This is a genomic window from Roseibium suaedae (assembly GCF_900142725.1).
GTDB lineage: Bacteria > Pseudomonadota > Alphaproteobacteria > Rhizobiales > Stappiaceae > Roseibium > Roseibium suaedae.
Genome location: NZ_FRBW01000004.1, coordinates 103,847 through 126,383 on the forward strand (window position 1 = coordinate 103,847; position 22,537 = coordinate 126,383).

Here is a 22,537-nt window from a genome sequence, read left to right on the forward strand (position 1 = left end):
GGTCAAAAGCTCCGCGTGGGACGGTCAAACACGCGGCGGCCGAAGAGCGAGCCGGTGAGATCGACCATCAGACGGGCCGTCCGGCCCCGGTCATCAAGAAAGGGATTGAGTTCGACAAGGTCGAGTGAGGTCACGAGACCGCTGTCGTGCAGCATTTCCATCACCAGATGGGCTTCCCGGAAGGTGGCGCCTCCAGGCACGGTGGTACCCACGGCCGGTGCGATTTCCGGTTCCAGAAAGTCGACATCCAGGCTGACATGGAGAAGTCCGTTCGCGGCACACACCTGTTCCAGGAACGGTTTCACCAGCGCTGCCACGCCGCTCTCGTCGATCATCCGCATGTCGCAGACGCTGACATCATGCTCCAGCAGGAGATCCCGCTCATGCGGATCAATGGATCTTGCACCGAAGATCATGACATTCGCCGGATTCACCGGATGACGGGGCCGGCCGTTCAGAAGATCAGGAAAGCCGGGCAGACCGCAAGCGAAAGCGAGGGGCGTGCCATGCAGGTTGCCGCTTTCCGTCGTCTCGAAACTGTGAAAGTCCGAATGGGCATCCAGCCAAAGCACGAAAAGAGGACGACCCTTGGCAGCCGCAGCACTGGCCTGTCCGGTCACCGTCCCAAGAGCGATGGAATGATCCCCGCCCATGTAGACCGGGAAGACCGGCTTTGAGCCAAGGTCGAGAGCCGCTGAATGCAACGCGCGGGTCCAGCCGGTGACGTCGGCAAGGTTCTTCAGGACAGGATTGCTGTGCGAGATGTCGCGCACTGGCTCCATCGTCAGGTTGCCGAGATCGCTGACAGAATGACCAAGCTGGGTGAGGGCCTCTTTCAGACCGGCGCTTCTATAGGCGTCCGGCCCCATCAGGCAGCCCCTGCGCCCCGCGCCAGCCTCTACAGGCGCTCCAACAAGAACGATCGGGGGCATGGTCACGGGGCTTTCCTCCTCCTCAGGAAACAAGTCCCAAAAGGATGACAGGCGGAAGCGGCGGAGTAAATCGGATCACTTGATCAAAAAGAGCATCTAAGTTATCAATCTGGTTATTCATTCTTATCAAAATGAGTAGAAAGCATGGATGAACTGGACCTCAACCTGATTTCCATTCTGCGTTCTGATGGCCGCAGATCTGTTTCCGATCTGGCGACGGATCTGAAGGTTTCCCGCGCGACCGTACGCTCGCGGATGGAACGGCTGACCGGCTCCGGAGAGATCCTGGGCTTTACTGCTGTTCTCAGGGATGACTGGCGTGACCTGCCAGTCCGGGCCATTATGCTGGTGGAAATCGCCGGGCGGAACACGGATCCGGTGACGCGCACCCTGAGCGCCATGACCGAAATCCGGGCCATTCACTCGACCAATGGCAAATGGGATCTGGTTCTAGAAATCGCGACCCATGACCTTGCCAGTTTTGATGAGGTGCTCAACCGCATCCGCATGATCGAGGGCATTGCGTCCTCCGAAACCAACCTGCTTCTGTCCACTCGCAAGTCACCAGCCGGAGCAGGGCGCGCCCGGCAAGACTAAGGGAAATCGCAAAACGGGTGGCCTCTCCTGCGCTGGCGGGACTAAGCTCGTGCCAGATTGAATGCATCAGGCAGACGGCCCATGACCAAGCAACCCGACCTCTCGACCCTCACAGCCAACGCCAGGTCGATTGCCCTCGGCGCAGAAGCAGAGGCGAATTACCAGATCGTCCGGCAAACGCTGGAGCGGATCACGAAGACCTGGCGGTCCCAGCCGGATCTGGAAGAGCTCGCCCGCGAGGCAGGGCTTCAGCCAATCCAGCTGCAACGGGTCTTCTCGCGCTGGGCCGGCCTGACGCCCAAGCAGTTCCTTCAGGCCATCACGCTCGACCATGCCAAGGCCTTGCTGCGCGATGCGGCCAGCGTCCTCGATGCGAGCTACGAGGTCGGACTGTCAGGGGCAGGGCGGCTGCATGATCTGTTCGTCACCCATGAAGCCATGACGCCCGGCGACTATCGCAACCGCGGCGCGGGCGTGACCCTGAAATACGGGTTTCATCCGAGCCCCTTCGGTCAGGCCCTTCTGATGATGACCGACAGAGGCCTTGCGGGTCTTGCCTTTGCGGACCCGGGCGAAGAAGAGACCGCCCTTGCGGACATGTGCCAGCGCTGGCCCAAGGCTGTCTATGTGCAGGATCAGACCGCGACGTCAACCATGGCAGGCCGGATCTTCGACCCGGCCCAATGGCACGCAGAAACGCCGCTCAACATCGTCCTGATCGGAACAGACTTTGAAATCCGGGTCTGGCAGACGCTCTTGAAGATCCCGATGGGCAAGGCCACCACCTACTCGGATATTGCCAGCAGCTTGGGCAACCCCAAGGCCTCACGGGCCGTCGGCACAGCCGTTGGGCGCAATCCCGTGTCCTTTGTCGTGCCCTGCCACCGTGTCCTTGGCCGCACGGGAGACCTGTGCGGCTATCACTGGGGACTGACCCGCAAACGCGCCATCCTTGGCTGGGAAAGCGGCTTTGCAGGCCCGGCACTGGGCGAAACCTCCGGTTTCGGCAGCTGAGCTTTAGAAAACAGGGCCTTCCGGCATCGGCATGTCTGCGGTGATCTGCCATCCAAGCGAGGCAATCCGTTCGGCTGCCATCGGCGTGATGTCGCCGGTGATCAGGAAGTCCGCGCCATCGGGCGGGAAGGGCAAGGCTTTCAGACCCTCGTTCAGATGAACGAAGGCAGACGCCGTTTCCTCGGTCCAGGCCACCATGTCCAGCGGCAGGATCAGCGCTGCGGCTCCATCCCGGCGCAGGGCAATCGGGAAGCCAGCCACCATGCGGATGCTGCCGAGCGAGGCAACGCCTTCATTGTAATAGCGGGTCAAAACCACCCGGCGAAGCTGGAAATATGCCTCGTCACGGGTCTGGGCAGCAGCGGCCTTGGCCGCCAGAAGCTGCAGTCCCTCTAGGCTGGACAGGGTCTGAAGCTGGTAGGCCAGCACCACGCGCTCGGAAGGCGTATAGTTGGTGTTGCGGGAGAGTTCGAAAATCACGTCATCGGAAATCCGCAGATCCCGGAGAACTGCAACTGCCCGCTGTTCGAGTTCGTTGCGTGTGCTGTCCACGATGAGCGTGCGCATGTTATCGGCGCTGCCCAGAGCATTGGTGACGATGCCGCCGGGAATGAGCGCCATGATCGCGCTGACGCTCAGGTTTCCTGCCGTCGACACGGTCGCGGCCTGATCCAGCTTGGCGGAAAGCGGCGGATAGGTGGTGTAGGGATCAACGCCGAGCTTGAGCGCCAGTTCGCGTCGGGCCCGGGCCTGGCCGGTGATGGACCGGGCGAGATCCGTGGCCGATCCGCCCTGGCCTGTAACCGCCTCTTCCACACCCTTGCCGATCCGCGAAAACAGCCGCCCAACCCCGGAAACCGTGCTCTTGGCCGTGCCGATCGGATCGGAAACCGTGCTTTCAACAAAACTCGCCGGTTGCTTGGCTGCTTCCTTCAGACCGTCCAGAAAGGTCTTCTGGGTCTCAAGCCCCTCCAGAACATGCAAGACCTGCAGTTCCCGGATGCGCAGCTTGATCAAGCCGTCACCGGACAGATGCTCCGTACCGGCCGTGGTGCGGATGTCATAAAGACGCATGAAGCCATCGCTGCGGACCGGTGTTTCCACCTGATATCCCGCACCTGCCTCGACCCCTTCGAGTATGGCGGCTGGTGCCTGCTCGGGCGCGCTTTCATACTCGTCGCTGAAAGCAAGCGCCTGACTACTCACGCTAGTGAACATCAGCGCGGCAGCCAGAACACCTGCCAAGGAGGATTTCAGGGTCACACGCATTAGATCCGTCTCCGTTTGCTCCAGCCCCTAGCGCTCCGGTTTGTCGGAAATACGAGCAAAAAACGGCTTTGGCCGGAAACTGACAAATTTAGCGCGGGGGCATGCCGTTGGCCGCAAGAACCTCACCTGCCAGATAGAGTGAACCGCAAATCAATATGCGCGGTGCCTCGCCATCCTTGGCAGCGCAGGCAAGGATATCGGCAATAGCCGCCTCGACCGTTGCAAAGGGCGTCGCTTCCAGCCCGGCCACACGGGCAAAATCAGCCAGCTCAAACGGATCACGGCCGTTGTTGGTCGTAGAGATTGGCACGGTTGCCACATGCCGGACCAGCCCTTCAAAGGGCCGGAAAAATCCGACCGGGTCCTTGGTCGTCAGCATGCCGGAGATCATGTAGAGCGGACGGGGAGACCGCTCTTCCTGCTCGCCCATGAAAGCGGCAATGGTCACGCCGGCTCCCGGATTGTGACCGCCGTCGAGCCAGATTTCTGCTCCGGCAGGGCACTTGTCAACGAGCGGGCCATGAACGAGCGGCTGCAGGCGTCCCGGCCAGTTGATCGACCGCAGCCCCTTGGCCGCGATTTCCTCACCTGGCCAAAGCCCGGCTGCCTTCACGGCCGCAATGGCCATGCCGGAATTGGTGATCTGGTGACTGCCAATCAGGCTCGGCATCGGCAGATCGAACAAGCCGTCCTCGTCCTGGAAGGCCAGGCGGCCCTGATCGGACATGGCCGTGAAATCCTGCCCGAAACGTTGCAGGGGCGCACGCTTGCGGGCCGCTTCCCGCTCGACCACGCGCAGCACTTCGTCTTCCTGCGGTGCAACCACTGCAGGGCACCCCTGCTTGATGATAGCTGCCTTTTCCGCTGCAATGTCAGCAAGGCGCTCACCCAGATATTTCTCGTGGTCCATGGAGATCGGCGTAATCACCGAAACAAGCGGTGCATCGATCACATTGGTCGCGTCCAGGCGCCCGCCAAGCCCGACTTCCAGCAGCAGGACATCCGCGGGATTTTCGGCAAACAGCCAGAAAGCCGCAGCAGTCGTGATTTCGAAGAAGGTGATTTCTTCGCCGCCATTGGCCTCTTCGCAGACATTCAGCGCCTCGAAGAGCTGGGGATCAGACACGAACTCACCGGTGGTACCGATCCGGATCCGCTCGTTGAACGACACCAGATGCGGCGAGGTGTAGACGTGGCAGCGCTTGCCCGAGGCTTCCAGGATCGCCCGCATGGTGGCGGTCACGGAGCCCTTGCCATTCGTGCCGGCAATGTGAATGACCGGTGGCAGCCGCTTTTCGGGAGAACCCAAGGCTTTCAGCAGGCGATGCATGCGGCCGAGGGAAAGGTCGATTTCCTTCGGATGCAAAGCCGGCAAACGATCAAGGATGGCGGTGATTTGATCCAAGGCGCCCTCACGGATCCTTTGGCGGGAAGGAAGACCTCAAGCCGCCCCGTTCCCTGTCAGTTCGATGCTTGGCTGCTCCCTGCCAGGCCAGTCGGCAGCAGGGAGCGCTAGCAGACTTATGCAGGTTCCGCCGGAACCTCTTCAGGGCCAGGCAGAGCCGGCAATTCGATTTCGCGCTTCATCAGGATGTCGCAGATGGTCGAAATCGTCTTCTTCAGATCGTGGCGCTTGACCACCATGTCGACCATGCCGTGATCCAGCAGGTATTCAGCGCTCTGGAAATCTTCAGGCAGCTTCTCGCGAATGGTCTGCTCGATCACGCGGCGGCCGGCAAAACCGATCTGCGCACCCGGTTCGGCAATGTGAACATCGCCCAGCATCGCATAGGAGGCGGAGACGCCGCCGGTGGTCGGGTTGGTCAGAACCACGATGTAGGGCAGGCCAGCTTCACGCAGTATCTGGATGCCGACGGTCGTGCGCGGCATCTGCATCAGCGACAGGATGCCTTCCTGCATGCGGGCGCCGCCGGAAGCCGCGAACAGCACGAAAGGTGTGTGGGCTTCGACAGCGGCCATCATGCCGGTCAGGATCGCTTCACCGGCAGCCATGCCGAGAGACCCGCCCATGAAGGCAAAGTCCTGAACGGCGGCGGTCAGCGGAGCGCCATTTACCAGACCCTTGCCCACCAGAACCGCATCATCTTCGCCGGTCTTGGTGCGGTATTCCTTGAGACGGTCGGCATAGCGCTTGGTGTCGCGGAACTTCAGCGGATCGGCATGAACCTCCGGCGTCTCGACCTTGTCGTAGGAGCCGTTGTCGAAGAGATTTTCCAGACGCTTGCGGCCAGGCATCTTCATGTGATGGCCGGAATTCGGCACGACCCACAGGTTTGCTTCCAGATCCCGGTGGAAGACCATCTCACCCGTTTCCGGGCACTTGATCCAGAGGTTTTCCGGCACATCCCGCTTCTTCAGAAGATCGCGGATTTTCGGCCGTACGAGGGAGTTGATCCAGTTCACGAGGTCGCGTCCGTTTTTGTTACGCGTCTGCCTTTCGCACGAAACGGATACAAGCTCCGTGCCTTGCAGACATCAAATTGGGTTCAGATCCGCTCAGACGCCACGCGCCCGTGCGACACCGCCAGCAAGCGATGCAACGAGATCCGTCACTGCGGCGACAGTCTTGTCCGTTGCCTTTCCGGCATCATCAAGGCTGTCCCGAATTGCACTGACCAGCACAGAGCCGACAACCACGCCATCTGCGTTCTTGCCGATCGCGGCAGCATCGTCAGCCGTCTTCACACCGAAGCCGACAGCAACCGGCAGATCCGTGTGCGACTTGATCCGGGCAACTGCAGACGAAACGTTTGTTGCGTTCAGATTACTGGATCCGGTGATACCGGTCACCGAGACATAATAGACAAAGCCGGAGGTGTTGGCGAGGACCGCCGGTAGACGCTTGTCATCGGTGGTCGGCGTCGCCAGACGAATGAAGTTCACGCCTGCTTCCAGTGCCGGAATGCAAAGCTCGTCATCGGCTTCCGGCGGAATGTCCACGACAATAAGGCCATCAACCCCGGCTTCACGGGCGTCGACGACAAACTTCTTCGGGTCACGGATGTAGATGGGATTGTAATAGCCCATGAGGATGATGGGCGTGTCCTGATCCGTCTCGCGGAAACGGCGGACCATCTGGAATGTCTTTTCCATGGTCTGGCCGGCTGCCAGCGCACGCTGGGTGGCGAGCTGGATCGGAATACCTTCCGCCATGGGATCTGAGAAGGGCATGCCGAGCTCGATGACATCGGCACCGGCTGCCGGAAGCGCATTCAGGATCGCCTGCGAGGTTTCCAGATCTGGGTCGCCTGCGGTGATGAAGGTCACCAAGGCGGGACGTCCCTGATCTGCACACGCCTTGAAGCGGCGATCGATACGCGTTTCCGTCATGAATTCTCTACCCTGCTTTTCGGCAAAGCCCGCATGTGGCGGCTTTCACATCCGGTTGGATGTAGGGGGCAGGGTCCCCCGCTGTCAATCCGCCTTGGCACCTTCGAAGCCTGATTTCCGGCAGCAAGCTGACTGAAGCTGCTGCCGAAACCCTTCAAGACGCCACCTTGGCTTTAGCGGACGTCGTAAACGCGGGAATAGACCGTGTTGGTGATTTCGTCGCGCTTCAGGCCCATTTCGGCCAGCTCTGCATCGCTGAGAACAGAGAGTTCACCGTAGAGAGCCTTGGCAGCGCGGGCGCGGCCGAATTCTTCGAGAATGGCGAGCAGCGTGGAGCCAGCGTGGGAAAAGGCGCTTGCAACTGCGTCAAACGGAGAGGAGGAAACTGAGATAGCCATGGGATGTGCCCCTTGTCCTGGAGGTTCAAGGAAGATCCGGGCCCATTTGCGGGTCGTGGTCGGGTCTGTCCGTCTGTGTTGACCCTAAGATAGCCCTTTTATGCCGCATCGCAACATACACTATTGCGCAGCAGCATTGCGGTTTTGGAATGGGTTTGCCAAGCACTCTAAACAAGAAGAAACGCGGCCGGAAACCAGCCGCGTTTCAAGATCTGCCCTTGGGGCGCTTATTAGAGATCAAAGCCCAGCATGTTGCCGACGGTAAAGACGTCCTTGTCCCCACGGCCGCACAGGTTCATGACGATGATCTGGTCCTTGCTCATGGTCGGCGCAAGCTTGATGACATGGCCAAGCGCGTGAGCAGGCTCGAGAGCCGGAATGATCCCCTCGACCTTGGTCAGCATCTGGAAGGCTGCAAGCGCCTCATCATCCATGATCGGCACATAGTTCACGCGGCCGATTTCCTTCAGCCAGGAGTGCTCGGGTCCGATGCCCGGATAGTCGAGGCCTGCGGAAATCGAGTGACCTTCGAGGATCTGGCCATCGTCATCCTGCAGCAGATAGGTGCGGTTGCCATGCAGAACGCCCGGCTTGCCGGCGGTCAGCGATGCGCAATGCTCTTCGCCGTCAAGCCCACGGCCACCAGCTTCCACGCCGTAGATCTTGACGTTTTCGTCGTCCAGGAACGGGTGGAACAGGCCGATCGCATTGGACCCGCCGCCAACAGCAGCCACCAGCGCATCCGGTAGACGGCCTTCGGCTTCCAGCATCTGCTCACGGGTTTCTGCGCCGATCACCGACTGGAAATCCCGAACCATTTCCGGATAGGGATGCGGACCTGCCGCCGTACCGATCAGGTAATAGGTGTCGTCGACGTTGGTAACCCAGTCGCGCAGCGCCTCGTTCATGGCGTCCTTCAGCGTGCCAGCCCCGGCGGTGACCGGTACGATTTCAGCCCCCAGAAGCTTCATGCGGAAGACGTTGGGCTTCTGACGCTCGACGTCGGTTGCGCCCATGTAGACGACGCAAGGCAGGCCGAAGCGGGCACATACGGTCGCGGTCGCCACGCCATGCTGGCCGGCGCCGGTTTCGGCGATGATCCGGGTCTTGCCCATGCGCTTGGCCAGAAGGATCTGGCCCAGGCAGTTGTTGATCTTGTGCGAACCGGTGTGGTTCAGCTCATCGCGCTTGAAATAGATCTTCGCGCCGCCGAGATGCTCGGTCAGCCGCTCGGCAAAATAGAGCGGCGAGGGCCGGCCGGTGTAATGCTTGTTGAGATGCTCGATTTCGGCAGCAAACGCCGGATCCGCCTTGGCATCCTTATAGGCCTGCTCCAGGTCGAGGATCAGCGGCATCAGCGTTTCGGCCACATAACGGCCGCCAAAAATGCCGAAATGGCCACGTTCGTCCGGACCGTTCCGCATGCTGTTTGCCAGCGACGTCATTGCTCGTTACTCCCCGACACCTGTGCGCTTCGGGCCGCTGCCACGAATGCGCGGATAAGTTCATTGTCCTTGACGCCCTTCTCCCGCTCGACGCCGGAGGACGCATCAATGGCACTCACCCCGCTCCGGGTGATTGCCTCCGCCACATTGGCGGCATCCAGCCCACCGGAAAGCATGAAGGGCTTTCCAAGGTCAAGGCCTTTCAGAATGGTCCAGTCATAGGAGACCCCGTTGCCGCCCGGCAGATCGGAACCGGCAGGCGGCTTGGCATCAAACAGGATCCGGTCGACAACAGGCTCATAGACGCGTGCCTTTTCAAGGTCATCCGGCTCTGAAACGCCCAGCGCCTTCATGATCTTCTGCGGAAACGCGCTTTTGGCGACAGCGCAATATTCCGGGCTTTCCTGACCATGAAACTGGAACCAGTCCGGACGGACCAGTTCGTTGATCCGGGACAGCCCGTCGAAATCCATATCGACGGTCAAGGCGACGATTTCCGCCTTGCCGCGCGCCTGATCCGCAAGCTTGCAGGCATCCATCAGGCTCACGTGACGCGGGCTCTTGGGAAAGAACACCAGACCGATCATGTCCACGCCCGCATCCAGCGCCGTGGCCAAGGTCTCTTCCGTCGAAAGCCCGCAGATTTTTATAGTGAGATTGCTCATGCGTTCTTTCTAACGGGCAGATCCCTGAAATGCATCAGGTAATCGCGGCCACGGCGTTCCGAGTGACCCACCAGGTTTGACAAACTTTGCCATTTCAACGGATGATGCCCTGGAACCACTCGTCCACACGGAGACTTGCCGACATGGCGACCATGAACGTTTCCCTTCCGGACCAGATGAAAGCCTGGGTCGAAAAACAGACGCGCGAGGGCCGCTATGCCAACTCCAGCGATTATGTCAGGGACTTGATCCGCAAGGATCACGAGCGGCAATCGGCAATCCAGACCTTGCAGGCTGCAATTTCAGAAGGGGCTGACAGCGGAAAACCTGAAGTGTTCAATGCAGCCGAGTTCAAGAAAGCCATGCGCCAACGCCATGCCGGCTCCTGAGAAGCAACGCTACCGTCTCACGCCCAAGGCATTGGGCGATCTTGAAGAAATCTGGCGGTACTCGGCCGAGACCTGGTCATCAGATCAGGCGGACATCTATATCGACGAACTTTCCCATCTGTTCGAGACAATCGCTGTCTCTCCCGACATGGCACGGGAACGAACCGAATTCACGCCTCCCGTCCGTATCCATCCTCACCGGAGCCATCTCATCGTCTACACCATGGAGAGGGACGAGGTGATTATCCTGCGTCTTCTCGGTGGCGCCCAGAACTGGCAAGCCATTCTGAGCGCCCTCGATTGATCTGCCTTACGTCACATTGAACGCTGCAATCGCGGCCATATTGACGATGTCGCTGTCCTTAGCGCCCATGGGCACGATCTGCACCGGCTTGTCGAAACCGACCAGAAGCGGGCCGATGACGGTGGAACCGCCCAGTTCCTGCAGCATCTTGGTGGAGATGGAGGCGGAGTGGAAGGCAGGCATCACCAAAACATTCGCCGGACCGCTCAGACGGCAGAACGGATAGGTCGCCATCTTGTCCATGTTCAGGGCGACGTCTGCGGCCATTTCACCATCATACTCGAAGTCGACCCGGCGGCGGTCCAGGATCTTGACCGCTTCGATGACCTTTTCCGACCGTTCGCCGCGCGGGTGGCCGAAGGTGGAATAGGCCAGCATGGCAACACGAGGCTCATAGCCGAGCTTGCGGGCGACATGAGCTGCCTCTTCGGCAATATCCGCCAGTTCTTCGGAGGTCGGCATGTCGATCACCGCCGTATCCGCGATCAGGACCGTCCGGCCACGGGCCAGAGCCAGCGAAACGCCGATGACGCGGTGACCGGGCTTGGTGTCGATACAGGAACGGACCGTATCCAGCGCGACCGAGTAGTTCCGGGTGATCCCGGTCACCATCGCATCCGCATCTCCCCGGGCAACCATGATGGCGCCCCAGTAGTTGCGGTCGTTGTTGACCATGCGCTGGCAATCACGCAGCAGATAGCCTTTGCGCTGCAGGCGGCCATAGAGAAACTGCGCATAATCGCTGTTGCGGTTGGAAAGACGCGCGTTCTGGATCGAGATGCCGGGACGGTCCAGATCCACACCGGCAGCCTGGGCGACCGAGCGGATTTCATCGTCACGGCCAATCAGAATGGCCTCGCCGAGCCCCTGGTTCACATAGCTGACCGCTGCGCGGATCACCGGCTCTTCCTCGCCCTCGGCAAAGACCATGCGCTTGGGCATCTGGCGGACCTTGGAGAAGATCCGCTGCAGGGTTCCGGCCACCGGATCCCGGCGGGCAGACAGCTGGTGCCGGTACTGGTCCATGTCGACGATCGGACGCCGGGCAACGCCGCTGTCCATCGCCGCCTGGGCAACGGCAGGCGGAATGGTCGAGATCAGACGCGGGTCGAAAGGCACCGGGATAATGTACTCGGGGCCAAACTTCGGACGGTTGCCGCGATAGGCTGCCGCCACTTCATCCGGCACTTCCTCCCGCGCCAGTGAGGCCAGCGCATGGGCGCAGGCGACCTTCATCGCATCGTTGATCGTGGTGGCCTGAACATCCAGCGCGCCGCGGAAGATGTAAGGGAAGCCGAGGACATTGTTGACCTGGTTCGGATAATCCGACCGGCCGGTCGCAACGATGGCATCGTCGCGCACTTCATGCGCCTCTTCCGGGGTGATTTCCGGATCCGGATTGGCCATGGCGAAAATAATCGGGTTCGGCGCCATGGCGCGCAACATGTCCGACGTGAGAGCTCCCTTCACGGACACGCCCAGGAAAACATCCGCACCCTTCAAGGCGTCATAGAGGGAACGCGCATCCGTTTCGACAGCATGCGCGGACTTCCACTGGTTCATGCCCTCGGTGCGGCCCTTGTAGATGACACCCTTGGTGTCGCAGAGAATGACGTTGTCATGGGGAATGCCCATGGCCTTGACCAGTTCAATACAGGCAATGCCCGCTGCGCCCGCGCCGTTGCAGACAACCTTGACGGTCTTCATGTCCCGGCCGGTCAGATGCAGGGCATTGATCATGCCTGCCGCCGCGATGATGGCGGTGCCATGCTGGTCATCATGGAAAACCGGAATATCCATCAGCTCGCGCAGGCGCTGTTCGATGATGAAGCACTCGGGTGCCTTGATGTCTTCCAGATTGATGCCGCCGAAGGATGGGCCGAGGTAACGGACGGCATTGATGAAGTTGTCCGCGTCTTCCGTGTCGACTTCCAGGTCGATGGAGTCCACGTCGGCAAAGCGCTTGAACAGGACCGACTTGCCTTCCATCACCGGCTTGGACGCAAGAGCGCCAAGATTGCCAAGGCCCAGAATGGCTGTGCCGTTGGAGATGACCGCCACAAGGTTGCCTCGGGTGGTGTAGTCAAAGGCGCGGCTGGGATCTTCCGCAATGGCGCGCACAGGTACCGCCACGCCGGGAGAATAGGCGAGGGACAGATCCCGCTGGGTCGCCATCGGCTTGGTGGGCGTGATTTCCAGTTTGCCCGGACGGCCTTCGCTGTGAAACAGCAGTGCTTCCTGATCGGTGAAACTGACGGAGGTTTTTGACGACTTCTTCGGCTTGTCAGTAGCGGACATGTCTTTGGCGTTTCCCTTTTTTTCGGCTGTCACCAGCCGCTGGAACCAAGACCTTATCCCCTGAAAATTTCAGGCTCAAGGCGTCATCGTGCAAGGTCATTGTGAAAGCGGCCGGTGGGTTTGCTAGGTTCGCCCCATGTCACAAAATCCGATGCCCGAAACCGCTCCAGCGGATACCCGCGTTACGCCCATGATGGCGCAATATGTGGAGATCAAGACCGCCAATCCGGACAGCCTGCTGTTCTACCGGATGGGCGATTTCTACGAGCTCTTCTTTGAAGACGCGGAGATCGCCTCGCGGGCGCTGGGCATCACACTGACGAAGCGCGGCAAGCACCTGGGCGAAGACATTCCCATGTGCGGTGTTCCGGTGCATGCGGCTGACGACTATCTGCAGAAGCTGATCGCCCTCGGCCACCGGGTTGCCGTCTGCGAACAGATGGAAGATCCGGCAGAAGCGAAGAAGCGCGGCTCCAAGTCCGTGGTCCGGCGCGATGTCATCCGGCTCGTGACGCCGGGCACCTTGACGGAAGAGCGGCTGCTGGATTCCGGCGCGAACAACTTCCTGTGCGGCCTGACCCGGCTGCGCGGCGGCTCCCTGACCGGTGACAGTGTCTATGGCCTTGCCTGGATCGACATGTCCACCGGCTCGTTCCAGGTCTCGGAATCCGATGACCAGCGGCTGGCCGCGGATCTGGCACAGATCTCCCCGCGAGAACTGATCCTGCCGGACAACCTGCTTCAGGAAACCGAGATCCGGCATCTGGCGCAGCAATCCGGTGCCGCTCTGTCCCCGGTTCCCCGCGCCTTCTTCGACAGTTCGACGGCCACCGACAGGCTCGCCCATTATTTCGGGGTGAAGACCCTCGATGGCTTCGGGACATTTTCCCGGCCGGAACTCTCTGCCGCTGCGGGTATCCTGGCCTATATCGAGAAAACCCAGCTTGGCGAGCGTCCGCCGCTGGATCCCCCGGTCCGGGAAGCTGGAGCCGGGCGGATGCTCATCGATCCGGCGACCCGCGCCAATCTGGAGCTGACCCGAACCCTCGGCGGCGAAAAGCAGGGCAGTCTTCTGGCAACCATCGACCGGACCGTGACCGGTGGTGGCTCGCGTCTTCTGGCAAGCCGGCTGGCAGGGCCCTTGCTGAATGTCGGCGAGATCGGACGGCGGCATGACGCGGTCGAATTCTTCCTCGATAACGAGATCATGCGCGAAGGCTTGCGGCAAACGCTGAAGGGCGCGCCGGACATGGCCCGTGCCCTGTCCCGAATTGCCCTTCAGCGCGGCGGCCCAAGGGATATCCTTTCCATTTCGCTGGGCCTTGAAGCGGCAAAGCGGCTGCTGGACCAGACCGCTTCCGGAAACACGGCCATTCCAGCAGAGATCGAAGCCGCCCGGACCAGCCTGGAACAGGCCCCCCATGCGCTCGGCCAGGAGCTTAGCCGTGCGATCAAGGAAGATCCGCCGCTTCTGAAGCGTGATGGCGGATTTGTTGCCTCCGGCTATGACGCAAATCTCGACGAGCTTCGTGCGCTCAGGGATGAATCCCGCAAGGTGATCGCCAAGCTTCAGGCCGACTATGCAGAAGAGCTCGGCCTCAGATCCCTGAAGATCAAGCACAACAACGTGCTCGGCTGGTTCATCGAGACGCCCAGCGCCCAGGCAGAAAAACTGACGGCAGATCCGGGCCGTTTCATTCACCGCCAGACCATGGCCGGTGCGATGCGCTTCACCACAACGGAGCTGGCGGATCTGGAATCCAAGATTGCCAGCGCAGGAGAACGCTCACAGGCGATCGAGTTTGAAATCTTCGACCGTCTTGCGGCAGCGATTGTCGCCTCCGGTGAAGCGATCAAGGCGGCCGCCTATGGCCTGTCGATCCTCGATGTGTCCGCAGCCCTGGCAAAGCTTGCCCAGGAAGGCGGCTATGTGCGCCCGCTGGTCGATGACAGCCGGGCTTTCGAGATCAAGGCAGCCCGCCATCCGGTGGTGGAACAGGCGCTGAAAGCGTCAGGCGGACAGAGCTTCGTTGCCAATGATGCGGACCTTGGTCCGGAAACGCAGGGCGGAACCGGCCGGATCTGGCTGATCACCGGTCCGAACATGGCCGGTAAGTCGACCTTCCTGCGCCAGAACGCCCTGATCGCTGTTCTGGCCCAGATGGGCGCTTTCGTCCCGGCCGCCAGTGCCCATATCGGCGTGGTTGACCGGCTGTTTTCCCGCGTCGGTGCTGCGGATGACCTGGCACGGGGCCGGTCGACCTTCATGGTCGAGATGGTGGAAACCGCTGCAATCCTCAATCAGGCGGGGGACCGCTCGCTCGTCATTCTGGACGAGATCGGGCGCGGAACCGCCACTTTCGATGGTCTTTCCATCGCCTGGGCGACCATTGAACACCTGCACGAGGTCAACAAGTCCCGCGCTCTTTTCGCGACCCACTATCACGAGCTGACCGCCCTCAGCCAGAAACTGGACCGGCTGTCCAATGCCACGGTTCTGGTCAAGGAATGGAAGGGAGACGTTGTCTTCCTGCACGAAATCGTGCCGGGTGCTGCAGACCGGTCCTACGGGATCCAGGTTGCCAAGCTCGCCGGCCTGCCGTCCAGCGTGGTGGAACGGTCCAAGGCCGTGCTCAGCCAGCTGGAAGAGCAGGACCGGCGCTCACCGGCAGAATCCCTGATCGATGAATTGCCGCTGTTCGCAGCCTTCACGCAGCCCAAGGCACAGGCCAATTCCGCCGAAGCCCAAGGGCCAAGTGCCGTGGAAGTCACGCTGGACGGTATCGACCCGGATGATCTGACCCCACGGGAAGCTCTGGACGCCCTTTACAAGCTGAAAGCTGCAAGACAGGCGTCCAAAGCGTAAGCCTTATTGCACGCCGTAGCCTGGAATGGTGCGGGCTGCTTCCGCGCTCACGGTCCGCTCGGTTTCGTCATAGAACCGCTGCGCCTCCGACAGACGCCAGCGGGCGTCCTGAAGGTCAAACCGTGCATCCTGAAGATCCTGGCGGCGGCGATGCACATTGTGCCGGCAGGCCTTCAGCTCATCCCCATCCTTGCCGGAGCAGGACAGGCCGCTCACATCGCTGTTGAGCCGGCTGATGCGGTTGTCGAGGTCCCGCACCCGGCGCTGCTGGTCTTCAACCTTGCTGCGGGCCTGCCAGATCCGGCTGCCCAGCGAATGCGCATACTCGAAGGAGCTGGCCATTTGCGGCGGACAGACCGGCGAGGCGCTCTTGCCCTGACGGCCGACATTGTAGCCATTCATCGGCGTGCAATAGATCTGGACGCCCTGGTTCCATCCCGACATGTACTGGTCCGTGTCCGGCGTGACGCCATGACGCCCACAATCCTTGACGATGTCCGAAAGCCGGGACGTCGGATAGCCGTTGGCGCCATCTGCCTTGCCCAGGGCGACCCAGTCACCGGCAACGCATTGTTCCTTGGAAACGGTCTCACAACCTGCCAGCAGCAGCACCGCGAAAAGCGCTGCAATTCCCCCCAAAAACACTTTCATAATCAACCCAGCCAAACTTAAGAAAATTCAAACAATACCGCTTGTTTCGCACATCCCGTGACGGCCAGCAATTCAGATCTGAGGTGGCAAAACCGGCAAATCGCGTTATAGTGGCATTCTTATTCCGGACGCTCTCCTACGGCCCGGTCGCCTTCTGCGGTTCTTGATCATCATGTTTCTCAGCCAGTCGTTGACGCCTCAAGGCGTCAGGATCGTGTGCCTGCTGTGCTTTGGCACGGCCTGCCTGTCATCCCTCATTCCGGCGATGGGTTTCTTCATTGTGGAAGGGCTGAATGAACCCGCCTGGAAAATCGGGATCTACACCGGCCTGGCAACGCCCTTGACCATGGTGGTGAACCGCCAGTTCGGGCGGATGATCGACAACCGGGTTCCGATCCGCTGGCTGCTGGGCGTCGCAGTGGCGGGCTATACGCTATTTGCCACCATCCTGGCTCTTGGACCGAGCTTTGCCGTTCTGGTCCTGTGCGGCGCGCCCCTGATGGCCCTGGCCAACAGTGCCAGCGCGACGACCTTCAGCTACGGCCGGCTCTATGCGGTGGAATCCGCCCTCAACGTGCCGCGCTACAACTCGTTGCTGCGCAGCTCCACATCCTTTGCCTGGATGCTCGCCCCGGCAGCAAGTTTCATCCTCATTGCCCAATTCGGGTTTCAGAAGACCTACCTGATTTCTGCAATTCTGGGGGTTCTCTGGCTCGCCATGTGGCATTTCATCGTCCCGGCGACGTACCGGGCACCAGAGCGCAAGGAAATCGGACCGGCGACGGTCGGATTTGACTGGCCCCTTTGGCTGGCTGCGCTGGCTTGCACGCTCTTCGCGCTTGGAAACGTGCTCTTCACCGCGGCCCTGCCGATCTACACGATCAAGGAAATCGGATTGCCAGGCTCAACCCCGGGATTGATGCTGACCGCCAAATGCCTGGTGGAGGTGATTGCGATATTCACGGCGCCCCGGCTGGTCCAGATCACCGGCTCCCGTCCGATCCTGCTGATTGCCGCTGCCCTGTCTGTTGTCGTCTTTCTGATGATGAGCCAGATCGAAACCCAGCACGGTGCCATCGCGACCGCCTTGTTGGAGGGGCTGTACTACGGTCTCTTTGCCGGCGTCAGCATCACCTATATCCAGGACTTCATTCCGACCCAACCCGGCAAGGCAACGGCAATCTACATGAACTGCCTGTTCATGGGCTCCATGATTGGCAGTGTGTCCATGGGCATCATTGCCAGCGCAACGGATTTTCGAACGGTTGTCTATGTCGCGGCAATGGTCGGCGCAGGAGCCTTTTTCACGCTGCTCCTGACCCGCAAGGTCGGTGCTGCCAGACGGTGACGGCTTCAGGCTGACTGACGATGATCCGCCTTGATCTGGCTGATTTCCGCCTGCATCACCCGGAAGGCATCAAGCGCAAGCCTTTCCTCTTTGCTCAGACCTTCCAGCTTCGGCTCAAGCTTGTCGATCAGAACAGTCAACGCTTCGCCCATCCGGCCGAGCTGCCGGCCATAGCTGCCGACTTCCATGAGCACTTTCTGCTCGATTTCAGGAGCGGGGGACCGTCCGAGGTTGATGTTGATCAGGCCAAACTGGCTGCCGATCGCTTTGAACATGTCGAACCAGGGATTGATGGACTGGGTGACATCACCGGAAAGCGGAAGTCTGAACTCTGGCATGGCAGCGCCCTTCTGAAGATCGGTTGCTGCTGAACTCTAGTACAACCAGACAGAAACCGTCTGCCCAAATTCCGGACGTTGACGCATGAGCGTCCTTCAGATCCGGCCCGCCTTGGCCACCGCCAGCGCATTGACCATTGCCCCTGCGAAACTCGTCCGGTCATCCGGATTAAGAAACGCTCCGATGCTGACTGTTTCCCCCCGGCTCATCAGGCTGATCCTGACCACTCCCTCGTCCTCGACCCGGTCGACAACAAGCCGGACCCAGGCGGGATTAAAGCGGTATTCCAGAGACTTGCCTCCCGGAGACACTTTTCGGATCACGAGGTCATGGGCGGAAAGGCTCACCTCTTCATAGCGGCGGGCAGAGGCATAGTTCATGCGGAAGGCGGCCCAGAGCAGCAGGACATCCAAGCCGAAGAAACCAAACACCGGCCAGGCACCAATGGACAGAAACAGAATCCCGCTCGCAAAGCTGACCGCAGCAATGCAAAGCATGAAAATCATGAAGCCGCGCGGGCTGAGAGAGCGGTAAGGGGTCAGAACCGCCTCAAAGAAAGGCCGGTCCTCCTCGCGGTTTCTGTCTTCAGCGTCCTGCATGCGATCTGCTTTCGGATTGGCGAAGGTCATGCGCTGAGATTATAGAGGGGTCATGGCGATTTCAAAGATCACAAAGCAGGCAGCCAAGACCCCCAAGGCAAAGGCCGCCAAAACCCGCAAGGCTCCCTCGGTTGCCGAACCTGGCAAGGTGCTCAAGCGCCCGCGCTACACGCGCGCGGAAACCCTTGAGATTTTCCAGCGCTTTCATGCCGACAACCCGGAGCCCAAGGGCGAACTGGATTATGTGAATGCCTTCACCCTGCTGGTCGCCGTGGTCCTGTCTGCCCAGGCAACCGACGTCGGGGTGAACCGGGCAACGAAGACCCTGTTTCAGATCGCCGACACGCCGGAAAAGATGGTCGCCCTGGGCGAAGACCGTGTGCGGGAAGAAATCCGCACCATCGGTCTGTTCAAGACCAAGGCGAAAAACGTCATCCTCCTGTCGGAGCAGCTGATCCGCGATCACGGCGGCGAAGTGCCGGATGACCGGGAGGCGCTCGAGCTGCTGCCAGGCGTTGGCCGCAAGACGGCCAATGTGGTGCTGAACATCTATTTCGGCCACCCGACGATTGCCGTCGATACCCATCTGTTCCGGCTCGGCAACCGGATTGGCATCGCTCCCGGCAAGACCCCGCTCGAGGTGGAAAAGGCGATGGAAAAGGCCGTTCCGATGGAATTCAGCCTGCATGCCCATCACTGGCTGATCCTGCATGGCCGCTACATCTGCAAGGCCCGCAAGCCGGAATGCCGCCGCTGCGTGATCTATGACCTGTGCCGCAGTCCGGAACGTGAGCATTTCGACGCCATTCCCGAAATTGCCTTGAAGACCGCTGCTCTGGTTGCCGCCGGCAAGACCTGTCTGGACGATTGATGACTTCTTCCGCCTTGGCAAAGCTCCCCTTGCCCGAGCCAACCGGACGGCTGCGCCTGCGTCTTCCAAAACTCAAGGATGCACGCTTCTACCTGGCGCTTCTCAACGAGCCTGACTACATCCGCTTCATCACAGATACAAAGGTCCGGACGATCCGCACTGCCGAAGCCTTTATCAAGGTCCGGTCTCTGCCCCGTTTCGAGAAATACGGCACAGGTCTGTGGGTCGTCGAAAGGCTGGACACGGGAGAACCGATCGGGATTTGCGGCCTGATCGTGCGGGAAGAGCTGGATTGCCCGGATCTGGGCTACGCATTCCTGGCGGCCCAGCATGGCAAAGGCTATGCCCGGGAAGCGGCCGGTGCCGCGATCGCCTTTGCCCGGGAGATCATGAAGCTCGACCGGCTTTGTGCCATCATCGATCCGGACAACGAACGGTCAGCCAAGCTCCTGACGGATCTCGGATTTATCCGGGACGGCCAGCGCAGGCTGGAGTCTATCGGCAGTGTTTCGGATTATTTTGAGAAACCGCTCAGCGCTTGCGCTTGTGGCGAAGCCGGACAATGACGTCGACCCGCACGACTTCCATGCCCTCGGGGGCTGCGGGGATGCGGCCAATGCCCACACCATCTGCCGGAATGTCGAAAACAACGTTCTCGCCTTCCACGAAGAAATGATGGTGGTCTGACACGTTGGTGTCGAAATAGGTCTTGGTGCCGTCGATCGCGACTTCCCGCAGCAAACCAGCTTCCGTGAACTGGTGCAGCGTGTTGTAGACCGTGGCGAGAGACACGGGCACATCCGCCTGAACGGCTTCCTCATGGAGGATTTCCGCGGAGATATGCCGGTCGCCCTGAGAGAACAGCAGTTCGGCAAGCGAAACGCGCTGACGGGTCGGGCGCAATCCAGCATCCCGCAGCATGTCGGTCACATTGTGATGATGGTCGGCAAGATGTGATTGCATCGTGTCGGTCATTCCCAAGTCTTATCCCGTCCGCTGCCGTATTGGCCGCTCTTTTGCCAAGTAGTAACTGGTCTGCTTAATTACAAAGCAAACCGCAACCTCCCTTATCTGGCATTTCTTGGCCCGCACATGCAAGTTTTTTAAACGCCAGCTTCGCCTGCTTCCCGTTGGTTACAGTGCACCGCACCCTGTTAAAAAAACGAGGTTCAGCCCGAAAGCCCCCTTCAAGATGCGGCAACTAACCCCCAACATGATCTTTCGGACCTCGTTCCCCTGTGTTAGGAAAGCCCCCTAACAAATCGGGTAGAACCAACATCTTGGCTCATATTTCGTCGGAATTATGAGCTGCTAGGGAAAAAGAACGGAACTCGAATGACCGATCGGCGCTCCAGCTACACCTATGAGGATCTTCTCGCCTGTGCACGGGGCGAGCTTTTTGGCGAAGGCAATGCGCAGTTGCCGCTGCCTCCGATGCTCATGTTTGACCGGATTACCGACATTTCCGAAACCGGCGGCGAGTTTGACAAGGGTTATGCCCGCGCCGAATTCGACATCAACCCGGATCTCTGGTTCTTCCCGTGCCATTTCCAGGGCAACCCGGTGATGCCGGGCTGCCTTGGCCTGGATGCCATGTGGCAGCTCACCGGCTTCTACCTCGGCTGGCTCGGCCTCGAAGGCAAGGGCATGGCCCTGTCCACCGGTGAAGTGAAGTTCAAGGGCATGGTGACCCCGAGCGTGAAGAAGGTCGAATACGGTATCGACTTCAAGCGCGTCATGAAGGGCCGCCTGGTTCTCGGAATTGCAGATGGCTGGCTGAAGGCCGATGGCGAGCAAATCTACAAGGCAACGGATCTGCGCGTCGGCCTGGCCAAGCAGTAAGCGGGCCTTTCTGGCTCATAACCAAAAATAAGATCCCGCGCTTTCCGGCGCGGGACAACTTTTTGACGGCGGCCTTCATCCCTACATGGGGCAGGCATTGCTTCAAGAAAGATAGGAGACCGCAATGAGGCGGGTTGTCATCACCGGAATGGGTATCGTGTCGTCCATCGGCAACAACACCCAGGAAGTTCTGGAAAGCCTGCGCGAAGGCAAATCCGGCATCACCTTTGCTCCAGACTATGCAGAACACGGGTTCCGCAGTCAGGTGCATGGCATGCCGACCATCGACATTGCTTCCCACGTTGACAAGCGTCAGCTCCGCTTCATGGGCGACGGCGCGGCCTATAACTACATCGCCATGCAGCAGGCGATCGAAGACAGCGGCCTGGAAGACAAGGACGTTTCCAACGAGCGCACCGGCCTGATCATGGGATCCGGCGGTCCGTCGACGAAGAACCTGTTCCAGGCGCATCAGATCGTCATCGAGAAGGGGTCGCCCAAGCGCATGGGGCCGTTCATGGTCACCCGCGGCATGAGCTCGACCAACTCGGCCTGTCTGGCGACGCCCTTCAAGATCAAGGGCATCAACTATTCCATCACGTCGGCCTGCTCCACTTCCGCCCATTGCATCGGTTCTGCCGCAGAACAGATCCAGTTCGGCAAGCAGGACGTGATGTTCGCCGGCGGCGGCGAGGAACTGGACTGGACCCTGTCCTGTCTGTTCGACGCCATGGGCGCCATGTCCTCCAAGTACAATGACACCCCGCAGACCGCATCGCGTGCCTATGACGCGACCCGTGACGGCTTCGTTATCGCTGGCGGCGGCGGCGTGGTAGTTCTGGAAGAGCTGGAGCATGCCAAGGCCCGCGGCGCGAAGATCTACGCTGAAGTCACGGGTTACTGCGCAAACTCCGACGGCTACGACATGGTGGCTCCGTCCGGAGAAGGCGGCGAGCGCTGCATGCGCGTGGCGACCAGCACCCTGGGCGATCGCAAGGTCAACTACATCAACAGCCATGGCACCTCGACCCCGGTCGGTGACATCGGCGAAATCCAGGCGATCCGCCGCGTGTTCGGTGAAAACCAGCCGCCGGTCTCCTCGACCAAGTCGCTCACCGGCCACAGCCTGGGCGCAACCGGTGTTCAGGAAGCCATCTACTGCCTGCTGATGCTGCAGAATGACTTCATCACCGCATCCGCAAACATCACCGAACTGGATCCGGAACTGAAGGCTGGCGAAATCGCGACCAAGCGCATCGACAATGCCGGTCTGGATACTGTTCTGTCCAACAGCTTCGGCTTCGGCGGCACCAATGCCTCCCTCGCCATGTCGCGCTATCACGGCTGAGGAGAGCTTGA

At 60.4% G+C, this 22,537-nt stretch carries 23 protein-coding genes; 10 read left to right on the forward strand and 13 right to left on the reverse strand.

Translation table 11 applies throughout. The features are described 5' to 3' along the window. Positions 1-2: 2 nt before the first annotated feature. Positions 3-932, reverse strand: a complete 930-nt coding sequence (gene rocF / locus BUA94_RS16855; RefSeq protein ID WP_073014517.1) for an arginase — start codon at positions 930-932, stop codon at positions 3-5. A 144-nt stretch (positions 933-1,076) separates the two neighbouring features. Between rocF and BUA94_RS16860 the strand changes: the two genes are divergently transcribed. Continuing rightward, positions 1,077-1,529: an Lrp/AsnC family transcriptional regulator gene (locus BUA94_RS16860; protein WP_073014518.1), complete on the forward strand. Its 453-nt coding sequence runs from the start codon at positions 1,077-1,079 to the stop codon at positions 1,527-1,529. Between the two features lie 81 nt (positions 1,530-1,610). After that, positions 1,611-2,543: a methylated-DNA--[protein]-cysteine S-methyltransferase gene (locus BUA94_RS16865; protein ID WP_073014519.1), complete on the forward strand. Its 933-nt coding sequence runs from the start codon at positions 1,611-1,613 to the stop codon at positions 2,541-2,543. A gap of 3 nt (positions 2,544-2,546) precedes the next feature. Here the strand turns inward: BUA94_RS16865 and BUA94_RS16870 are convergent, their stop codons facing one another. The 7 genes from BUA94_RS16870 to BUA94_RS16900 form a co-directional block, all read right to left on the reverse strand. Continuing rightward, positions 2,547-3,812 carry a hypothetical protein gene (locus BUA94_RS16870; RefSeq protein WP_073014520.1) on the reverse strand — a complete coding sequence of 422 codons (1,266 nt, stop codon included), beginning with the start codon at positions 3,810-3,812 and terminating at the stop codon, positions 2,547-2,549. Between the two features lie 88 nt (positions 3,813-3,900). After that, entirely contained in the window at positions 3,901-5,217 is a 1,317-nt protein-coding gene (locus BUA94_RS16875; RefSeq protein WP_235860630.1) for a bifunctional folylpolyglutamate synthase/dihydrofolate synthase, read from the reverse strand. A gap of 116 nt (positions 5,218-5,333) precedes the next feature. Next, positions 5,334-6,236, reverse strand: a complete 903-nt coding sequence (accD, locus tag BUA94_RS16880) for an acetyl-CoA carboxylase, carboxyltransferase subunit beta (RefSeq protein ID WP_073014522.1) — start codon at positions 6,234-6,236, stop codon at positions 5,334-5,336. Positions 6,237-6,329: 93 nt separating this feature from the next. Next, positions 6,330-7,163, reverse strand: a complete 834-nt coding sequence (gene trpA, locus BUA94_RS16885) for a tryptophan synthase subunit alpha (RefSeq protein ID WP_073014523.1) — start codon at positions 7,161-7,163, stop codon at positions 6,330-6,332. 173 nt (positions 7,164-7,336) lie between these two features. Next, the gene (locus tag BUA94_RS16890; protein ID WP_073014524.1) at positions 7,337-7,561 is read right to left on the reverse strand and encodes a DUF1127 domain-containing protein; all 225 of its coding nucleotides are present in this window, start codon (positions 7,559-7,561) and stop codon (positions 7,337-7,339) included. 230 nt (positions 7,562-7,791) lie between these two features. Continuing rightward, positions 7,792-9,006 (reverse strand): tryptophan synthase subunit beta, encoded by a 1,215-nt coding sequence (gene trpB, locus BUA94_RS16895; protein ID WP_073014525.1) that lies wholly within the window; start codon positions 9,004-9,006, stop codon positions 7,792-7,794. Beyond that, positions 9,003-9,671 carry a phosphoribosylanthranilate isomerase gene (locus tag BUA94_RS16900; RefSeq protein ID WP_073014526.1) on the reverse strand — a complete coding sequence of 223 codons (669 nt, stop codon included), beginning with the start codon at positions 9,669-9,671 and terminating at the stop codon, positions 9,003-9,005. Before BUA94_RS16900 ends, trpB begins: the two co-directional genes overlap by 4 nt. Before the next feature lie 143 nt (positions 9,672-9,814). On the opposite strand from BUA94_RS16900, the gene BUA94_RS16905 reads away from it, so the two are divergent. Next, positions 9,815-10,060: a type II toxin-antitoxin system ParD family antitoxin gene (locus BUA94_RS16905; RefSeq protein WP_073014527.1), complete on the forward strand. Its 246-nt coding sequence runs from the start codon at positions 9,815-9,817 to the stop codon at positions 10,058-10,060. Then, positions 10,047-10,364, forward strand: a complete 318-nt coding sequence (locus BUA94_RS16910; RefSeq protein ID WP_073014528.1) for a type II toxin-antitoxin system RelE/ParE family toxin — start codon at positions 10,047-10,049, stop codon at positions 10,362-10,364. The genes BUA94_RS16905 and BUA94_RS16910 overlap by 14 nt, the downstream gene beginning before the upstream one ends. A gap of 6 nt (positions 10,365-10,370) precedes the next feature. Here BUA94_RS16910 and BUA94_RS16915 read toward each other — a convergent pair whose 3' ends face one another. Next, positions 10,371-12,662, reverse strand: coding sequence for an NADP-dependent malic enzyme (locus tag BUA94_RS16915; RefSeq protein ID WP_073014875.1), 2,292 nt, complete (start codon positions 12,660-12,662; stop codon positions 10,371-10,373). Between the two features lie 136 nt (positions 12,663-12,798). Between BUA94_RS16915 and mutS the strand changes: the two genes are divergently transcribed. Next, the gene (gene mutS, locus BUA94_RS16920; protein ID WP_073014529.1) at positions 12,799-15,528 is read left to right on the forward strand and encodes a DNA mismatch repair protein MutS; all 2,730 of its coding nucleotides are present in this window, start codon (positions 12,799-12,801) and stop codon (positions 15,526-15,528) included. Positions 15,529-15,531: 3 nt separating this feature from the next. Here the strand turns inward: mutS and BUA94_RS16925 are convergent, their stop codons facing one another. Then, entirely contained in the window at positions 15,532-16,179 is a 648-nt protein-coding gene (locus tag BUA94_RS16925; protein WP_073014530.1) for a DUF2799 domain-containing protein, read from the reverse strand. A gap of 172 nt (positions 16,180-16,351) precedes the next feature. Here BUA94_RS16925 and BUA94_RS16930 point away from each other — a divergent pair, with 172 nt between their 5' ends. Beyond that, positions 16,352-17,527 carry an MFS transporter gene (locus BUA94_RS16930; RefSeq protein WP_073014876.1) on the forward strand — a complete coding sequence of 392 codons (1,176 nt, stop codon included), beginning with the start codon at positions 16,352-16,354 and terminating at the stop codon, positions 17,525-17,527. A gap of 5 nt (positions 17,528-17,532) precedes the next feature. On the opposite strand, the gene BUA94_RS16935 is transcribed toward BUA94_RS16930, so the two are convergent. Then, positions 17,533-17,865 (reverse strand): hypothetical protein, encoded by a 333-nt coding sequence (locus BUA94_RS16935; protein WP_073014531.1) that lies wholly within the window; start codon positions 17,863-17,865, stop codon positions 17,533-17,535. A gap of 96 nt (positions 17,866-17,961) precedes the next feature. After that, positions 17,962-18,465, reverse strand: a complete 504-nt coding sequence (locus tag BUA94_RS16940) for a DUF2244 domain-containing protein (protein WP_073014877.1) — start codon at positions 18,463-18,465, stop codon at positions 17,962-17,964. A 52-nt stretch (positions 18,466-18,517) separates the two neighbouring features. Here BUA94_RS16940 and nth point away from each other — a divergent pair, with 52 nt between their 5' ends. Both nth and BUA94_RS16950 read left to right on the forward strand, forming a co-directional pair. Beyond that, entirely contained in the window at positions 18,518-19,336 is an 819-nt protein-coding gene (gene nth / locus BUA94_RS16945; RefSeq protein ID WP_073014532.1) for an endonuclease III, read from the forward strand. Further along, a complete protein-coding gene (locus tag BUA94_RS16950; RefSeq protein ID WP_073014533.1) occupies positions 19,336-19,902 on the forward strand; it encodes a GNAT family N-acetyltransferase in 567 nt (188 codons plus the stop codon). Before nth ends, BUA94_RS16950 begins: the two co-directional genes overlap by 1 nt. Here BUA94_RS16950 and irrA read toward each other — a convergent pair. Next, positions 19,868-20,299, reverse strand: a complete 432-nt coding sequence (irrA, locus tag BUA94_RS16955) for an iron response transcriptional regulator IrrA (protein ID WP_073014878.1) — start codon at positions 20,297-20,299, stop codon at positions 19,868-19,870. The genes BUA94_RS16950 and irrA overlap by 35 nt on opposite strands. Before the next feature lie 372 nt (positions 20,300-20,671). On the opposite strand from irrA, the gene fabA reads away from it, so the two are divergent. Then, positions 20,672-21,178 (forward strand): 3-hydroxyacyl-[acyl-carrier-protein] dehydratase FabA, encoded by a 507-nt coding sequence (gene fabA, locus BUA94_RS16960; protein WP_073014534.1) that lies wholly within the window; start codon positions 20,672-20,674, stop codon positions 21,176-21,178. A gap of 124 nt (positions 21,179-21,302) precedes the next feature. After that, positions 21,303-22,526 carry a beta-ketoacyl-ACP synthase I gene (gene fabB / locus BUA94_RS16965; RefSeq protein ID WP_073014535.1) on the forward strand — a complete coding sequence of 408 codons (1,224 nt, stop codon included), beginning with the start codon at positions 21,303-21,305 and terminating at the stop codon, positions 22,524-22,526. Positions 22,527-22,537: the final 11 nt, after the last annotated feature.

Excerpts from the sequence above, each read along its gene's own strand:
- BUA94_RS16925 (WP_073014530.1), bottom strand. The coding sequence starts at position 16,179 with ATGAAAGTGTTTTTGGGGGGAATTGCAGCGCTTTTCGCGGTGCTGCTG.
- BUA94_RS16950 (WP_073014533.1), top strand. The coding sequence starts at position 19,336 with ATGACTTCTTCCGCCTTGGCAAAGCTCCCCTTGCCCGAGCCAACCGGA.
- fabA (WP_073014534.1), top strand. The coding sequence starts at position 20,672 with ATGACCGATCGGCGCTCCAGCTACACCTATGAGGATCTTCTCGCCTGT.
- rocF (WP_073014517.1), bottom strand. The coding sequence starts at position 932 with ATGCCCCCGATCGTTCTTGTTGGAGCGCCTGTAGAGGCTGGCGCGGGG.
- mutS (WP_073014529.1), top strand. The coding sequence starts at position 12,799 with ATGTCACAAAATCCGATGCCCGAAACCGCTCCAGCGGATACCCGCGTT.
- BUA94_RS16870 (WP_073014520.1), bottom strand. The coding sequence starts at position 3,812 with ATGCGTGTGACCCTGAAATCCTCCTTGGCAGGTGTTCTGGCTGCCGCG.
- BUA94_RS16890 (WP_073014524.1), bottom strand. The coding sequence starts at position 7,561 with ATGGCTATCTCAGTTTCCTCCTCTCCGTTTGACGCAGTTGCAAGCGCC.
- BUA94_RS16910 (WP_073014528.1), top strand. The coding sequence starts at position 10,047 with ATGCCGGCTCCTGAGAAGCAACGCTACCGTCTCACGCCCAAGGCATTG.
- BUA94_RS16930 (WP_073014876.1), top strand. The coding sequence starts at position 16,352 with ATGTTTCTCAGCCAGTCGTTGACGCCTCAAGGCGTCAGGATCGTGTGC.
- fabB (WP_073014535.1), top strand. The coding sequence starts at position 21,303 with ATGAGGCGGGTTGTCATCACCGGAATGGGTATCGTGTCGTCCATCGGC.
- BUA94_RS16865 (WP_073014519.1), top strand. The coding sequence starts at position 1,611 with ATGACCAAGCAACCCGACCTCTCGACCCTCACAGCCAACGCCAGGTCG.
- BUA94_RS16940 (WP_073014877.1), bottom strand. The coding sequence starts at position 18,465 with ATGCAGGACGCTGAAGACAGAAACCGCGAGGAGGACCGGCCTTTCTTT.
- trpB (WP_073014525.1), bottom strand. The coding sequence starts at position 9,006 with ATGACGTCGCTGGCAAACAGCATGCGGAACGGTCCGGACGAACGTGGC.
- BUA94_RS16900 (WP_073014526.1), bottom strand. The coding sequence starts at position 9,671 with ATGAGCAATCTCACTATAAAAATCTGCGGGCTTTCGACGGAAGAGACC.
- BUA94_RS16935 (WP_073014531.1), bottom strand. The coding sequence starts at position 17,865 with ATGCCAGAGTTCAGACTTCCGCTTTCCGGTGATGTCACCCAGTCCATC.
- irrA (WP_073014878.1), bottom strand. The coding sequence starts at position 20,299 with ATGCAATCACATCTTGCCGACCATCATCACAATGTGACCGACATGCTG.
- trpA (WP_073014523.1), bottom strand. The coding sequence starts at position 7,163 with ATGACGGAAACGCGTATCGATCGCCGCTTCAAGGCGTGTGCAGATCAG.
- BUA94_RS16915 (WP_073014875.1), bottom strand. The coding sequence starts at position 12,662 with ATGTCCGCTACTGACAAGCCGAAGAAGTCGTCAAAAACCTCCGTCAGT.
- BUA94_RS16905 (WP_073014527.1), top strand. The coding sequence starts at position 9,815 with ATGGCGACCATGAACGTTTCCCTTCCGGACCAGATGAAAGCCTGGGTC.
- nth (WP_073014532.1), top strand. The coding sequence starts at position 18,518 with ATGGCGATTTCAAAGATCACAAAGCAGGCAGCCAAGACCCCCAAGGCA.
- BUA94_RS16860 (WP_073014518.1), top strand. The coding sequence starts at position 1,077 with ATGGATGAACTGGACCTCAACCTGATTTCCATTCTGCGTTCTGATGGC.